Source organism: Streptomyces sp. URMC 127 (assembly GCF_051386535.1).
Taxonomy (GTDB): domain Bacteria; phylum Actinomycetota; class Actinomycetes; order Streptomycetales; family Streptomycetaceae; genus Streptomyces.
Map to the genome: position 1 here is coordinate 25,354 of NZ_JBPQTW010000025.1, position 14,020 is coordinate 39,373.

The window sequence follows — 14,020 nt, forward strand, 5'->3', positions numbered from 1 at the left end:
TGATCGGTGCCGTCCCGATCATTCGGCCGACGGGTGATCCTTCATCTGAGTGAGTGCGGCTCGTACCCCGCCGCCTCCCCATGCCCCGGCGCACGACCCGTGCCGTGCGCCGGGGCGTTCGCACCGCCGGTCGGGAGTGCCCCGTCTGACCTGCCCCTTCGCCGGGCCACCCGTACGGCCGTACGAGCGCGATCGTTCGGAATTGCCTGCTCCGAGGCCTGTCGGCGCCGGAAATCGGGGCCGCCGGGGCCCCGGGACTTCTCATGGACCTTGTCGAATGGGTGGCCAGGAGGCCGTATAGGGGTGATCATGAGAGTCAAGAGGCGCATCTCCCATGAGGAGGCACGGGTGGCCGAGACTCTGAAGAAGGGCAGCCGGGTGACCGGCGCCGCGCGCGAGAAGCTCGCGGCAGACCTGAAGAAGAAGTACGACTCCGGTGCGAGCATCAGGGCGCTGGCCGAAGAGACCGGCCGCTCCTACGGCTTCGTTCACCGGATGCTCAGTGAATCCGGCGTGATCCTGCGGGGTCGCGGCGGAGCGACGCGCGGCAAGAAGGCCGCCTCGGCCTGACGCCCCGCGCACCCAGGGCACCGACAGTGTGGGCAGTGCCACCCGGTCGGTCGAGCAGTCGGCCGGGTGGTTACTGTGCAGTCACCTACTGTGCAGTAGCCCGATCGGAGGCCCTTCGATGACCGCCCCCAACGACCAGACCCTGCTCGACACCTTGCTCGACCGGGACGGCGTGCGGCTCACCGTGGAAGACGCGGTCGCCACCGTCACCCTCACCAATCCCGCCAAGCGCAACGTCCAGTCGCCCGCGCTCTGGCGGGCCCTGACCGAAGCCGGCCGCCTGCTCCCGGGCAGCGTCCGGATCGTCGTGCTGCGCGGCGAGGGCCAGTCCTTCTCCGCCGGGCTCGACCGGCAGGCCTTCACCCCCGAGGGCTTCGAGGGCGAGCCGTCGTTCCTGGACCTGGCGCGCGGCAGCGAGGAGGCGCTGGACGCCGAGATCTCCGCGTACCAGTCCGCCTTCACCTGGTGGCGGCGCAACGACATCGTCTCCATCGCCGCGGTCCAGGGCCATGCGATAGGCGCCGGCTTCCAGCTCGCCCTCGCCTGCGACCTGCGGGTCTGCGCGGAGGACGTGCAGTTCGCCATGCGCGAGCCCAGCCTGGGCCTGGTGCCGGACCTCGGCGGCACCCAGCCGCTGGTCTCCCTCGTCGGCTACGCCCGCGCGCTGGAGATCTGCGCCACGGGCCGCTTCGTGCGGGCCGCGGAGGCCGAGCGCGCCGGGCTCGCCAATCTGGTGGTGCCGGCCGGCGAGCTCGACGGCGCCGTCCACGACCTCGCCGCGGCGATCCTCGCCGCCCCGCGCGACGCCGTGGTCGAGACCAAGGCGCTGCTGCGGGGCGCCGCCGGGCGCACGTACGACGAACAGCGCGCGGCGGAGCGGGCCGCCCAGGGCCGGCGGCTGCGGGATCTCGCGGGCGTGGGGGAGTAGCGAAGCAGGCACGTAGGGGGTCGCGTCCGGGTCAGCCCCGGACGCGGACCCCGTAGCGGGTGCGCAGCACGTGCAGCTCCCAGTACGACACGGCCGTGACGGAGAGCGGGCCGCCGAGGAACGCCGCGATCTGCACGGCCACCGGCCCGTTCGGCAGTCCGTCGCCCAGCTGGGCGGCGTTCAGCACCCACACGAGGACCGCCGTGAGGACGGCGGGCAGGGCGGCGTGCACGTCGGCGGTGTTGAAGGCGTAGCGGGCGGCGGCGCCCGAGGCGAAGAAGAGGAAGGACCCCGCCCAGATCAGCAGCGGGACGCCCGCGATCAGGACGGCCAGGCCGATCACGGCCTGCAGGACGAGGACCCCCTCCAGCACCTTGCTCAGCAGGAGGAGGAGCAGCACCGTGCCGATCGCGCCCAGCGGTATGCCCAGGTACCAGCCGATGGCCCTGAGCGGGTAGCGCAGCCGTGACCGCAGCACGGGCCGGTGCTGGGGCGGCGCGTACCAGATGAACGCGGCGATCACGAGCGGTCCGACGAGGATCAGCACCAGCGGTGCCAGGAAGAGCTTGGTGAAGCCGTCCTCGAAGACGGCGCTCCAGCCGCCGTCGACGCCGTAGACGGATATCAGCAGGAACGTCGTGAGCGCCCCCGCGACGGCGCGCGCCTTCTGGACGCGGCCTATGACGGGGTCGATGACGCGGCCGGGGCTCGGGGCGGCGAAGATGCCGTGGGCGTGGCGGCGGGCGTGGCGTGCGAGGTTCAGTCCATTGGCTCTCAGCAGATGTCTCAGCGCCATGCGGTCCCCCTGTGGTGCGGCTCGTCAAGATCTCGCGGAAGCTTATCCGGGGCTTACGCGGCGCCCGTTCCGCGCACGCGCACGCCGTAGCGCGTGCGCAGGACGTACAGCTCCCAGGCGGAGAGGGCGGTCACCGAGAGCGGGCCGCCGAGGAACGCGGCGATCTTCACGTACAGGGGGCCGTTGGGCAGGCCGTCGCCCAGGGAGACGATGCCCAGCGTCCAGACGACGAGCGTGGTGAGGACGGCGGGCAGCACGGGGTGCACGACACCGGTGTTGAAGGCGGTACGGGCGACGACGCCGGAGGCGAAGAAGAGGAAGGCGGCCAGCCAGACCAGGCCGACGACCAGCCAGAAGGACAGGAACAGGGAGAGCAGCGGGCCGACGATCAGCCCGAACTTCCACTGGGATATGTAGGTGAAGATCAGCCACCACACCCCGGCCGTCACGCTCAGGACGACCAGGGGTATGCCGAGGTAGGCGCCCACGGTCAGCAGCGGGAACCGCAGCTGACCGCGCAGCCACGGCCGGGTCTCCTTCGGCGCGTAGAGGATGAAGCCCGTGATGACGAGGGGCCCGGCGACGATCAGCACCAGCGGCGCCAGGAACAGCTTGGTCAGCCCGTCCTCCAGGACGGAGCTCCAGCCGCCGTCCACGCCGTACGTCCAGATGAGGGCGAACGTCGCCACCGTGCCGAGGAAGGCCCGGAAGCCCTGGAGGAAGCGGAGGCCCTCGGAGTCGTACTCCGCGAGGACCTCGCGCCCGAAGCCGAGCCACTGGGCCGAGCTCCGGGCACTGGTGAAGAGCGCGGCCACGCAGCCGTCGTCCGAAGCGTTCTTCCCGTCCTCCGCCACGCCGTGCCCCTCCCCGGGACACACAGTCGCCGCCCCGCCGCCTTGATCGATCAGGCCGGATTGTATCGCTGTGGGCATGACAGCCATGCGCCCTCGCGCCGCCATGACCTGCTCCGATGCCGTACGTGCGCCCGGGCGCGTTCGCGGGCGGCGGCTCACTCGGGCGGCGGCCCGCTCCCGTCGATTCCCCCGGATCCCCCGCGCGGTCCGGGGAAAGCGCACCTAAGGTGGCAAAGGGAGCCCGTAAGCCCATGGCCCGTGGCCTAGAGAGGCGAATGGACGATGAGCGAGAACGTATACACCAGCGAGAGCGTTCCGACCGCCCCGGCCGACCGGGGCCGCACCACGATCGCCGACGGGGTCGTCGAGAAGATCGCCGGGCTCGCGGCCCGCGACGTCGTCGGCGTCCACGCGATGGGCAGCGGCCTCTCCCGTACGTTCGGGGCCGTCCGGGACCGGGTTCCCGGCGGCAGCCGGTCGGTCTCGCGCGGGGTGAAGGCCGAGGTCGGAGAGGTCCAGACGGCCCTCGACCTGGAGATCGTCGTGGACTACGGGGTGGCGATCGCCGACGTCGCCCGGTCCGTGCGGGAGAACGTGATCGCGGCGGTGGAGCGGATGACCGGGCTGGAGGTCGTCGAGGTCAACATCGCCGTCACCGACGTGAAGCTGCCGGACGAGGAAGAGGACGAGCCGGAGCCGAGGCTCCAGTGAGCCGGAGCCGGGGCTCCTGCAGGCCAGGGCTGCAGTGGAGGAGCGCGCGATGAGCATGGCCGTGGTCGGCATGATCGCCGGCATGGCGCTGGGCTTCGCCGGGTACTTCGGCGGCTTCGGGGCGTTTCTGCTCGTGGCCGCCCTGGGGGCGCTCGGGTTCGTGGTGGGCCGCTTCGCCGACGGGGACCTGGATCCGGGGGAGTTCTTCCGGATGCGGGACCGGGACGGGCGGCGGCGGTGACGCTGCCGGCCGGTGAGCGGGGGGCGACCCGCATCGCGGACCGCGTCGTGGCGAAGATCGCCTCGCAGGCGGCGCGGGAGGCGCTGCGCGGCGCCGCGTCACGCAGTGCGGAGGCCGGGCCTCCGTATGCCGACGTCACGGTACGCGACGACGTCGTCCGGGTCCGGGTCGCCGTGGAGCTCGGCTATCCGTCGGACATCGGCGCGCAGTGCGGTGCGGTGCGGCGGCGGATCGCCGAACGGGTGAAGGCACTGGCGGGGATGGAGGTGCCGGAGGTGGCCGTCACCGTGGAGCGGCTGCATTCCGTGCACACGGTGTCGGCGGGGCGGGAGCGGGTGCGGTGAGCGGATCCGAAGCCGGAAACCAAGGCGGGATCGAAGCCGGAAACCACAGGGGAAGCCGAGCCGGAGGCGGGGGGCCGGGAGTCGCGCGGCGGTTCTGGGCCGTGCGGCGGGTGCCCGCCTTCCTCGTGGCCGCCGTGGTGCTGGGCGCGGCCGGGATCCTGCTCTACGACGTCGCCGCCGTCCGTGCGCACCGGCCCGCCATGGAGTGGCGGCGACGGCTCGCCCATGAGCTGGCCACCCGGCCCCTGGACGACGGATGGATCGTGGCGGGCGCGGTCGTCGCCGTGGTGGCGGGCCTGTGGCTCGTGCTCCTCGCCGTCACGCCCGGGATGCGGGCCGTGCTGCCCATGCGGCCCGACCGCGCCGGCCTCCGGGCCGGGATCGACCGGCGGGCCGCGGCGCTCGTGCTGCGGGACCGGGCGATGGAGGTGGCCGGGGTGCGGTCCGTGCGGGTCAAGGTGGGGCGGCGGCGCGTGACCGTGCGCGCGCAGTCCCACTTCCGCGACCTCGACGACGTACGGGCCGATGTGGAGGGCGCGACGGTGGAGGGCGTGCGGAAGCTGGGGCTCGCGCGGGAGCCCGGGGTGTCGGTACGGGTCGGCCGGCCGGTGAAGAAGTGACCGGCGAAGGAGTGAGGGGCGGCGTGCTGTGGTGAGGGGCGTGCTGTGTTGAGGGGTGTCAACCGGGTGCTGCTGGGTGCGGCCGGGGTGGTGCTCGTGGGGCTCGGGGCGGCCGTGCTGGCCGGGGCGCTCGACCTGCAGCGGCGGTGGGGCTTCGGCCTGCCGCCGGCCTGGCCGTTCGACGGGCCGCAGGACGTGCTGCTGAGCCGGGCCGCCCGGACGAGGTGGCGGGACGAGGGCTGGTGGTGGCCCGCGGTCATCGGCGGTCTTGGCGCGGTGGTGCTGCTGGCGCTGTGGTGGCTGCTGGCGCAGGTGCGGCGGCGCCGGCTGCGCGAGCTCGTCGTGGACTGCGGGGACGGCGAGGAGGCGGTGCTGCGGGGGAGAGCGCTGGAGGAGGCGGTGTGCGCCGAGGCGGAGGCGCTGGAGGGCGTGGAGCGGGCGCTGGTCGCGCTGCTCGGGCGGCGGACGGCGCCGGAGGCGCGGGTCGGGCTGACCCTGGCGCCGCACGCGTCGCCGGCGGCGGCGCTGTCGCGGCTGGACGGGGTGGCGCTGGAGCACGCGCGGGTGTCGGCCGGGATGGCACGGCTGCCGGTGGAGGTACGGGTCCGGGCCGTGCGGCACCGGGCGGAGCGGGTGGGATGAAGGCACGAGGGATGGCGGCGCGTGGGTTAAAGGCATGTGGGGTGACGGCGCGTGGGGTGAAGGCGCGTCACACACCCCGGTGCGCGCCGCCGTCCACCGGGAGCATCACGCCCGTGAGGTAGGAGGCCGCCGGGGAGAGCAGGAAGGCCGCCGCCTTGCCGAATTCGGCGGGGGTGCCGTAGCGGCCCAGCGGGATCTCCGCGGCGTGCTGCCTGCGCGTGCGCTGCGGGTCGTCCGAGAGGGCGTCCAGTTCCCGCACCCTGTCCGTGTCGATGCGGTGGGGGAGGAGGCCGACGACGCGGACGCCCCGCGGTCCCAGCTCCGCGGAGAGGGACTTCGCGAAGCCCGCCAGGCCCGGGCGCAGGGCGTTGGAGATGGTCAGGCCCGGGATCGGTTCGCGGACGGACGCCGAGAGGACGAAGCCGATCACGCCGCCGGGCGCGAGGGCCGCCGCGGCCGTACGGGCCGTGCGGACGGCGCCCAGGAAGACGGTGTCGATCGCCCGCTGCCACTGGTCGTCGGTGACGTCCGCCGCGGTGCCGGCGGGCGGGCCGCCCACGCTGATGAGGATGCCGTCGAAGCCGCCGAAGTGGCCGCGGGCCGCGGCGATCACGCGCTCCGGGGTCGCGGGGTCGGCGTTGTCGGCCGCCACTCCGAGGGCGCGGGTCCCCAGGGCCGCGGCGGCGGAGCGTGCGGACTCCTCCGTGCGCCCGGTGATCACGACCTTCGCGCCGTCGGCGACGAGCTCCCGCGCGGTGGCGTGGCCCAGGCCCCTGGTGGCCCCCGTGACGACGTACGTGCGGTCCTTCAGTCCCAGATCCATGGGGTCAGTCTGCCGGGGGGAAGAGGGTGAGGGCAGCGTTGACCAGGCCGATGTGGCTGAACGCCTGCGGGGTGTTGCCCAGCTGCCGCATGCCCTGCGGGTCGTACTCCTCCGACAGCAGGCCGACGTCGTTGCGCAGCGAGAGGAGCCGCTCGAAGAGGTGGTGCGCCTCCTCGGTGCGGCCGGTCCTGTGCAGGGCCTCGGCCAGCCAGAAGGAGCAGGCCAGGAAGGCCCCCTCGTTGCCCTGGACGCCGTCCATGGGCTTGACGTCCGCGGTGTAGCGGCGGAGCAGGCCGTCGTGGGCCAGCTCGCGGCGGACCGCGTCGACGGTGCCGGTGACGCGCGGGTCGTCCGGCGGGAGGAAGCCGACGCGGGGGATGAGGAGCGTCGCGGCGTCGAGCTCGCGGGAGCCGTACGACTGGGTGAAGGTGTTGCGCTCGGCGTCGTAGCCCCGTTCGCAGACCTCGCGGTGGACCTCGTCGCGCATGGCGCGCCAGCCGTCGAGGTCGCCGGGCAGGCCGGGGTCGGCCTCCAGGGCGCGGACGGCGCGGTCGGCGGCGACCCAGGCCATGACCTTGGAGTGGACGAAGTGACGGCGGGGGCTGCGGATCTCCCAGATGCCTTCGTCGGGCTCGCGCCAGTGCTCCTGGATGTACTCCATCAGGCAGCGCTGGAGCTTCCACTCGTGCGGCCGGGCGGGCAGGCCCCAGTCGCGGCAGAGGTGCAGGGAGTCCATGACCTCGCCGTAGACGTCGAGCTGGAGCTGCCGCACGGCACCGTTGCCGATGCGTACGGGGGCGGAGCGCTCGTAGCCGGGGAGCCAGGGCAGCTCGGTCTCGGTCAGCCGGCGCTCGCCGGCGACGCCGTACATCACCTGCAGGTCGGCGGGGTCGCCGGCGGCGGCGCGCAGCAGCCAGGAGCGCCAGGCGGCGGCCTCGTCGCCGTAGCCCGCGGCCAGCAGGGCGCCGAGGGTGAGGGTGGAGTCGCGCAGCCAGCAGTAGCGGTAGTCCCAGTTGCGGACGCCGCCGATCTCCTCGGGCAGGGAGGTGGTGCAGGCGGCGGCGATGCCTCCGGTGGGGGCGTAGGTGAGGGCCTTGAGGGTGATGAGCGAGCGGAGGACGGCCTCGCGGTGGGGGCCGTCGTAGGTGCAGCGGCCCGCCCACTCGCGCCAGTCCGCAAGGCTCTGGGCGAGGGACTCATGGGGGTCGATGAGGGCCGGGCGGGGCTCGTGGGAGGGGTGCCAGGTCAGGACGAAGGCGACCTCGTCACCGGCGGAGACGGTGAACTCGGAGCGGGTGCTGAAGTCGCGGCCGTACGTCTTGACCGGCGGCTCGCTGCGCAGCCAGGCGGAGTCGGGGCCGGCGACGGCGACGCGGTGGCCGTCGGAGCGCCGTATCCACGGGACGATGCTGCCGTAGTCGAAGCGCAGGCGGAGGACGCCGAGCATGTCGACGCTCCCGGAGACGCCCTCGACGATGCGGACGACGTCGGGGGCGCGGTCGCGCTGCGGCATGAAGTCGGTGACCTTGACGGTGCCGGAGTCCGTCTCCCAGACGGTTTCGAGGACGAGGGAGCCGGGGAGGTAGGCGCGGCGGGTGCAGGGCGTGCCGGGCGCGAGGCCGGCGGGGGCCAGGCGCCAGTGGCCGTTCTCCTCGTCGCCCAGGAGGGCCGCGAAGCAGGCTCCCGAGTCGAAGCGGGGCAGGCAGAGCCAGTCGACCGAGCCGTCGCGGCCGACCAGGGCGGCGGTCTGGAGATCGCCGATGAGCGCGTAGTCCTCGATGGGTGCTGCCACGCGGTGCGTCTTCCCGCGAGCCGGGGAGGCTACTCGGGTGAGGCGGCCGTACGGGCTACGTCCGGTTGCGCGCCGGGAGCACCGGGGGCTTCGGGTGTTCCGGGGGCCTGGGGGGCGCTTCCGGTGGCGCGGTCGCGGCGCTCGCGGCGGACGAGGACGACCCAGCCGACGGGCACGAAGGCGGCGAACAGCCACCACTGGACGGCGTAGGCCATGTGCGGGCCGATGCTGTCGTGGTCGGGGGCCGCCACCGGCTCGGGCCCCTTGGCACCGGGATCCGGGTCGGTGAGCTCGATGTAGCCGCCGAGGACGGGGCGGTGCAGGGACTGCGCCTGGCGCTCGCTGTTGATGCGCATGACCTGACGGGGCGGCAGGCCGCGGGTGTCCTTGATCCCGCTGGAGTCGGTCTCGTCGGCGCGCAGCCGGCCGGTGACGGTGACCTTGCCGGAGGGCGGGGCGGGGACCTCGGGGAACTTCGTCAGATCGCCGGTGGAGGGGATCCAGCCGCGGTTGACGAGGACGGCCCGCCCGTCGGCGAGGTCGAGGGGCGTGAGGACCATGTAGCCGGACTTGCCGTCGGCGTCGGTCCGCAGCCGGACGACGACCTCGCCCTTGGTGTCGAAGGTGCCGCTCGCGGTGACCCGGCGCCAGACGTCGTCCGAGACGTCCTTGCCGGGCGCGGACAGCTCGGTCACCGGCACGGGGTCGGCGGCGAGGCTGCGGGCGACGAAGTCGTTGCGCGCGACCCGGTGCTCGTGGCGGTGGAACTGCCAGAAGCCCAGTTTGATCATCACCGGGATGAGGACGAGCCCCACGAGGGTGAGGATCACCCACTGCCGGGACAACAGGAAGCGGTACACGCATTTGACGGTACCTGGCCCGGTTCGCCCCGGGCGCAGTGGGTGGCGGTGCCGGGCGGCGTCAGACCCCGGGAGCGGGGACCACGTGCGAGAGCAGCTGGACGAAGGCGGCCTCGTCGATCACCGGGGTGCCGAAGGAGCGGGCCTTCGTGGTCTTGGTCGTGGGCGAGTCGGGGTCGTTGGTGACCAGCACGCTGGTGAGGCGCGAGATGCTCGTCGCCACGTGCAGCCCCGCCTCGACGGCGCGGTCCTCCAGCAGCTCGCGGTCGATGGAGGTGTCCCCCGAGAACGCCACCCGCATGCCCTGAATGAGCTGTTCGCCAACTTTGTACCGTCCGGGGTTGGGGTACGGGCAGGCCGGGCGCTTACGGCTCGGCCGCCAGGAGGAGGGCGACCCGTAGCCGTACGAACGCTGCTGTCCGATATGTCCCGTAGGGCGGGGGTTTGCCGGCCCGTCGGCCCACTCCGTGAGCGGCTGGCAGGCGAGCAGCGGCAGCCGCAGACCGGCCTCGGCGGCCAGGCGCAGGCTCGGCCGGAAGGCCTCGGCGAGCACGCGGGCGTCGTCGAGCGCGTGGTGGGCCCGCTCCTGCACGACGCCGTAGTGCGCGGCGAGCGACTCCAGCTTGTGGTTGGGCAGCGGCAGCTGCAGCTCCTTGGAGAGCGCAATGGTGCACAGCCGCTGGCGGACGGGCGCGGTCGCCCGGGCGCGGGCGTACTCACGGGCGATCATCGACCAGTCGAAGGCGGCGTTGTGCGCGACCAGCACGCGGCCTTCGAGCCGCTTGGCGAACTCGTCGGCGATCTCGGGAAAGAGGGGCGCGGACGAGAGCACGGCGGTCGTCAGCCCGTGAATCCACACGGGCCCCGGATCCCGCTCCGGGTTGACCAGCGTGTACCAGTGGTCCTCGACCTCGCCGCGGGCATCCAGCTGATAGACCGCCGCGGACACTATCCGGTCGTCCCGGGCGAGCCCGGTGGTCTCCACGTCGACGACCGCGTACCCCGAGGGATACGCGGCCGGCCACGGAGTCGGGTTTGCGGCTGCGGTCTGGTCTTCGAGCATGGTCACAGAGAATACGGGGGCGGACTGACAGGGACGGGGAGCGGGCGGGCGCAAGCGCCGGACGGGACGCCTTCCGCGCCCCGGCGGATGCCGGGGACGTCCGGTGCGGACCGGTCCGGTCCGGCGCCGGCCGGAAGGACGGGCCCTCCGCCCACGGTGCACCGCACGAGCGACGGCGTTCGCACTTTCCGGTGACGGGCGAGGCCTGCCGCGGCGAGGCCGCGACACGCTCCCGCCGCGCGCACGAACCCCCGGTAACACAATTCCATACCGAAGGGTAACTACCCCTAGCGGCACGCCTGATGACGCGCCTATCGTGCGCCCATGCCGCACCTTCCCGATGTCGTGCTGTGGTCCATACCCGCCTTCCTCCTGCTCACCGCGGTCGAGTTGGTGAGCTACCGGCTGCGCCCCGCCGAGGAGACGGGTGATGCGGGCTACGAGGTCAAGGACGCGGCGACCAGTATCGGAATGGGCGCCGGCAGCCTCGTCTTCGACGCGCTGTGGAAGATTCCGATCGTCGCCGTCTACACCGCCCTGTACGAGCTCACCCCGCTGCGCGTCCCCGTGCTGTGGTGGACGCTCCCGCTGATGCTGCTCGTGCAGGACTTCTTCTATTACTGGTCGCACCGCGGGCACCACGTCATCAGGATCTTGTGGGCCTGCCACGTGGTGCACCACTCCAGCCGGAAGTTCAACCTCACCACCGCCCTGCGCCAGCCCTGGACGACGCTGACCGTCTGGCCGTTCTACCTGCCGATGATCGCCGCCGGCGTGCACCCGGCCGCGCTGGCCTTCTGCTCCTCGGCCAACCTCGTCTACCAGTTCTGGGTGCACACCGAGCGGGTCGGGAAGCTGCCCCGGCCGCTCGAGTACGTCCTGAACACGGCCTCCCACCACCGCGTCCACCACGCCTCCCAGGGCGGCTACCTGGACCGGAACTACGGCGGGATCCTCATCGTCTGGGACCGGATGTTCGGCTCCTTCGTGGCGGAGGGGGAGAAGCCGGTGTACGGGCTGACCAAGAACATCAACACGTACAACCCGCTGCGCGTCGCCACCCACGAGTACGCCGCGATCGCCCGCGACCTGCGCGCCGCGCGTGACTGGCGGGAGCGGCTGGGGCGGGTGTTCCGCGGGCCGGGGTGGCAGCCGGCGCCCCGGCAGGACGCTCCCGCGCCGGGAGCCGGAGCCGTCCCGGCCGCCTCGTCCGGCGAGGCCGTGCCCGCTCACGAGCGCGCCGCGTGACCCGCGCCCGGGCCCTCACCGTCCTCTTCGGCGCCGTCGCCCTCGCCCACCTGGCCGCCCTGCCGGCCGGGTCCGCCGTCGCGCCCGTCACCAAGCCCGCCCTGATGCCCCTGCTCGCGGCGTGCGTCCTCGCGCGCGGAGGGCCCCGGCTGCTCGCGGTGGCGCTGCTGTTCGGCTGCGGCGGGGACACGCTCCTGCAGACCGGCGGCGACGTGCCGTTCCTGCTCGGCATGGCCTCGTTCGCCGCCGGGCACGTCTGCTACCTCGTGCTGTGCGCGCGGCACGGCAGCCCCCGCGGCGCCCGCACCCGCAGGCTGGCCGCCGGCTACGGGGCGGCCTGGCTCGTCACCGTCGCCCTGCTGTGGCCCGGCCTGGAGGCCGGGCTGCGGGCGCCCGTCGCCCTCTACAGCCTGCTGCTCGTCACGATGGCGCTGGGCGCGACCCGTACGCTGCCGCTCGCCGCCGCGGGCGGCGGGCTGTTCGTCGTGTCGGACACCCTGATCGCCACCGGCGTCGCCGACTGGCCCCAGCCGCCCGCCGCCCAGTTCTGGGTGATGCTCACCTACCTCGGCGCGCAGGTCCTGCTCGCCGAGGGGCTGTTGCGCAGCGCGGGAGGGACCGGGCTTCCGCCCGGCCCCTCCCCGGAGACGAAGCGCGAGCGTCAGCGCACCGCGTCCAGCGCGTCCACGATGCCGAAGCCGTAGAAGCCGTTGACCGGCTTGGTGCCGGTGCAGACGGCGTCCACCTTGCCGTCGCCGTCACCGTCGTACGGGGCCGTCGGGCAGCCGGGGTTGTCCGCCTGCGCCTTCAGGAGCCACTGGATCTCCTGCGGGGACGACTTGGGGTGCGCGCTCTTCAGCAGCGCCGCCACGCCGGCCACGTGCGGACCGGCCATCGAGGTGCCCTGCAGGAAGCCCCAGTCGCCGCCGGGCAGCGTGGAGAGGATGCGGCCGTCCTTGCCGGGCAGCTCCGGGACCTGGTACTTGTCGCCGCCGGGGGCCGCCACGTCGATCTGGCCGAGGCCGTAGTTGGAGTAGTACGACTTCTGGCCCTTCGCGCCGGTCGCGGAGACGGTGACCACGCCGGGCAGCTGCGCCGGGACGTCCAGGCAGACGGACGGGTCGATCTTGCGCTTCTGCGCCGGGCGGCCCTTGTCGTTCGGGCTGGAGTCGTCGGTGATCTCCTTGGCGGCCAGGTCGAAGTTGGAGTTGCCGGCCGAGGCGACGTTCACCGTGCCCTTGTCCTGGGCGTACTTCGAGGCGCGGGCGACCGACTCGGCTATCGCCTTCTGGTCGGGGTCGTCGGCGCAGTTGAACAACCACGGGTCCACGTAGTAGCTGTTGTTCGTCACCGCTATGCCGTGCTCGGCGGCGAAGACGAAGGCGCAGACCACGCTCTCGGCGTAGAACAGGCTGTCCTTGTTGGAGACCTTGAGGGCCGAGACCTTGACGTTCGGGGCGACGCCCGCGATGCCGGTGCCGTTGCGGGCCGCGGCTATCGTGCCGGCGACGTGCGTGCCGTGGTAGTCCTTGGCCGGGTTGTACGGGCGCCAGGCGCCGGGCGTGGTGTCGGCCTTGCCGCTGACGCAGCTCGCCGACTGGGCCCGGGAGAAGTTCGGGGCGAGGTCCGGGTGGGTGTCGTCCACACCCGTGTCGATGACGCCGACGGTGACCTTGCGGCTGCCCGGGTTGACCTTCGCGGCCTGGTCCGCCTTGATGGCGGGCAGGTCCCACTGCAGGCTCTCCAGGGGCTCGGCCCCGGTGGAGGACTTGCCGGCCGCAGCCGCGGCGGCGCTCGCCTTGGACAGCTTGACCTTCTCGGGCTTGCCGACGTCCGTGGTGGCGGCCGGGACGATCGGCGCGGTGCGGGTGGCGCCCGCGGACGCGACGCCGGGGACCGCGCGCAGCGCCTTGGCGAAGTCCGGGTTCGCGGAGTGGGCGACGACGACGCCTATCTGCTCGTAGGCGGTCACGACGCTGCCGCCGGACGCGGCGACGGCCTTCTTCACCTTGGCGACGGTGGCGCGGTCGGCGGCGGTGTTCACCACGTACGACAGCAGGGGGCCGTCCGTTACGGCCTGCTTCGCCTGCGGGGCGGCCTGCGGCGCGGCGGCGGCGACCCCCGGCAGGAGGCCGAGCGAGGCGGTGAGGGCGAGGCCGGCGGGCACCGCGAGCAGCGCGTGCCGTCTGGAACGCAGATGAGCCATGGGTTCTCCACATCATCCGAAAACCGCCGGAGCGCGGGCCGCGCGCGGGCGGGTGCATGACGAGTGAAGCTAGCGCCGATCATGGCACCGGGCAATGGATTCCGGAACAACCGGGCAATGCATTCCGGATCAGCGGGCCCGGAGGTCATCGACGGGCCGTAAGACGGGCCGTAAGGCGGGTAGTAAAAGGCCCTGGTTCAGGGGCAATTCGGAAGAGGAGCATCCGGCTCCGGAGGAGGAGCGGGGAGGCCCGCGAAGGGGGCCGGCGAGGCCCGGGCGGGGGGTCCGTCAGAGGTCCGGACCAGGGCCTGAACGGGCCTGG

Annotated in this window: 16 protein-coding genes; 9 read left to right on the forward strand and 7 right to left on the reverse strand. The window is 73.2% G+C overall.

Going from position 1 to position 14,020, the window contains the following annotated elements; genetic code table 11:
* Window positions 1–348 precede the first annotated feature (348 nt).
* Both ACSNOH_RS08880 and ACSNOH_RS08885 read left to right on the forward strand, forming a co-directional pair.
* Window positions 349–570, forward strand: a complete 222-nt coding sequence (locus tag ACSNOH_RS08880) for a helix-turn-helix domain-containing protein (protein ID WP_030366669.1) — start codon at window positions 349–351, stop codon at window positions 568–570.
* 118 nt (window positions 571–688) lie between these two features.
* Window positions 689–1,498 (forward strand): enoyl-CoA hydratase/isomerase family protein, encoded by an 810-nt coding sequence (locus ACSNOH_RS08885; protein WP_436720679.1) that lies wholly within the window; start codon window positions 689–691, stop codon window positions 1,496–1,498.
* 31 nt (window positions 1,499–1,529) lie between these two features.
* Here the strand turns inward: ACSNOH_RS08885 and ACSNOH_RS08890 are convergent, their stop codons facing one another.
* Complete coding sequence (locus ACSNOH_RS08890; protein ID WP_436720680.1) at window positions 1,530–2,294, reverse strand: hypothetical protein; 765 nt, start codon at window positions 2,292–2,294, stop codon at window positions 1,530–1,532.
* Window positions 2,295–2,347: 53 nt separating this feature from the next.
* Window positions 2,348–3,148 carry a hypothetical protein gene (locus ACSNOH_RS08895; protein ID WP_436720681.1) on the reverse strand — a complete coding sequence of 267 codons (801 nt, stop codon included), beginning with the start codon at window positions 3,146–3,148 and terminating at the stop codon, window positions 2,348–2,350.
* 282 nt (window positions 3,149–3,430) lie between these two features.
* Between ACSNOH_RS08895 and ACSNOH_RS08900 the strand changes: the two genes are divergently transcribed.
* The 5 genes from ACSNOH_RS08900 to amaP are packed head-to-tail and all read left to right on the forward strand — an operon-like array spanning window position 3,431 to window position 5,706.
* Window positions 3,431–3,859, forward strand: a complete 429-nt coding sequence (locus tag ACSNOH_RS08900; protein WP_436720682.1) for an Asp23/Gls24 family envelope stress response protein — start codon at window positions 3,431–3,433, stop codon at window positions 3,857–3,859.
* A gap of 49 nt (window positions 3,860–3,908) precedes the next feature.
* Window positions 3,909–4,100, forward strand: a complete 192-nt coding sequence (locus tag ACSNOH_RS08905; protein WP_436720683.1) for a hypothetical protein — start codon at window positions 3,909–3,911, stop codon at window positions 4,098–4,100.
* A 2-nt stretch (window positions 4,101–4,102) separates the two neighbouring features.
* Entirely contained in the window at window positions 4,103–4,444 is a 342-nt protein-coding gene (locus tag ACSNOH_RS08910) for an Asp23/Gls24 family envelope stress response protein (RefSeq protein WP_436720709.1), read from the forward strand.
* A gap of 29 nt (window positions 4,445–4,473) precedes the next feature.
* Window positions 4,474–5,064, forward strand: coding sequence for a DUF6286 domain-containing protein (locus ACSNOH_RS08915; RefSeq protein WP_436720710.1), 591 nt, complete (start codon window positions 4,474–4,476; stop codon window positions 5,062–5,064).
* A gap of 45 nt (window positions 5,065–5,109) precedes the next feature.
* On the forward strand, window positions 5,110–5,706 hold the full coding sequence (amaP, locus tag ACSNOH_RS08920) for an alkaline shock response membrane anchor protein AmaP (RefSeq protein ID WP_436720684.1): 597 nt from the start codon (window positions 5,110–5,112) through the stop codon (window positions 5,704–5,706).
* Between the two features lie 67 nt (window positions 5,707–5,773).
* Here the strand turns inward: amaP and ACSNOH_RS08925 are convergent, their stop codons facing one another.
* From ACSNOH_RS08925 to ACSNOH_RS08940, 4 genes are all read right to left on the reverse strand, one after another.
* Window positions 5,774–6,529, reverse strand: coding sequence for an SDR family oxidoreductase (locus ACSNOH_RS08925; protein ID WP_436720685.1), 756 nt, complete (start codon window positions 6,527–6,529; stop codon window positions 5,774–5,776).
* A gap of 4 nt (window positions 6,530–6,533) precedes the next feature.
* Window positions 6,534–8,321 (reverse strand): glycoside hydrolase family 15 protein, encoded by a 1,788-nt coding sequence (locus tag ACSNOH_RS08930; protein ID WP_436720686.1) that lies wholly within the window; start codon window positions 8,319–8,321, stop codon window positions 6,534–6,536.
* Window positions 8,322–8,350: 29 nt separating this feature from the next.
* A complete protein-coding gene (locus tag ACSNOH_RS08935; protein WP_436720687.1) occupies window positions 8,351–9,181 on the reverse strand; it encodes an SURF1 family cytochrome oxidase biogenesis protein in 831 nt (276 codons plus the stop codon).
* Window positions 9,182–9,242: 61 nt separating this feature from the next.
* A complete protein-coding gene (locus ACSNOH_RS08940) occupies window positions 9,243–10,244 on the reverse strand; it encodes a DEDDh family exonuclease (protein ID WP_436720688.1) in 1,002 nt (333 codons plus the stop codon).
* A 324-nt stretch (window positions 10,245–10,568) separates the two neighbouring features.
* Here ACSNOH_RS08940 and ACSNOH_RS08945 point away from each other — a divergent pair, with 324 nt between their 5' ends.
* Window positions 10,569–11,492: a sterol desaturase family protein gene (locus tag ACSNOH_RS08945; RefSeq protein ID WP_436720689.1), complete on the forward strand. Its 924-nt coding sequence runs from the start codon at window positions 10,569–10,571 to the stop codon at window positions 11,490–11,492.
* Window positions 11,489–12,196, forward strand: coding sequence for a lysoplasmalogenase (locus ACSNOH_RS08950; RefSeq protein WP_436720690.1), 708 nt, complete (start codon window positions 11,489–11,491; stop codon window positions 12,194–12,196). The genes ACSNOH_RS08945 and ACSNOH_RS08950 overlap by 4 nt, the downstream gene beginning before the upstream one ends.
* Here the strand turns inward: ACSNOH_RS08950 and ACSNOH_RS08955 are convergent.
* On the reverse strand, window positions 12,154–13,698 hold the full coding sequence (locus tag ACSNOH_RS08955) for a S8 family peptidase (protein WP_436720691.1): 1,545 nt from the start codon (window positions 13,696–13,698) through the stop codon (window positions 12,154–12,156). The two genes, ACSNOH_RS08950 and ACSNOH_RS08955, sit on opposite strands and share 43 nt — an antisense overlap.
* Between the last annotated feature and the right edge of the window lie 322 nt (window positions 13,699–14,020).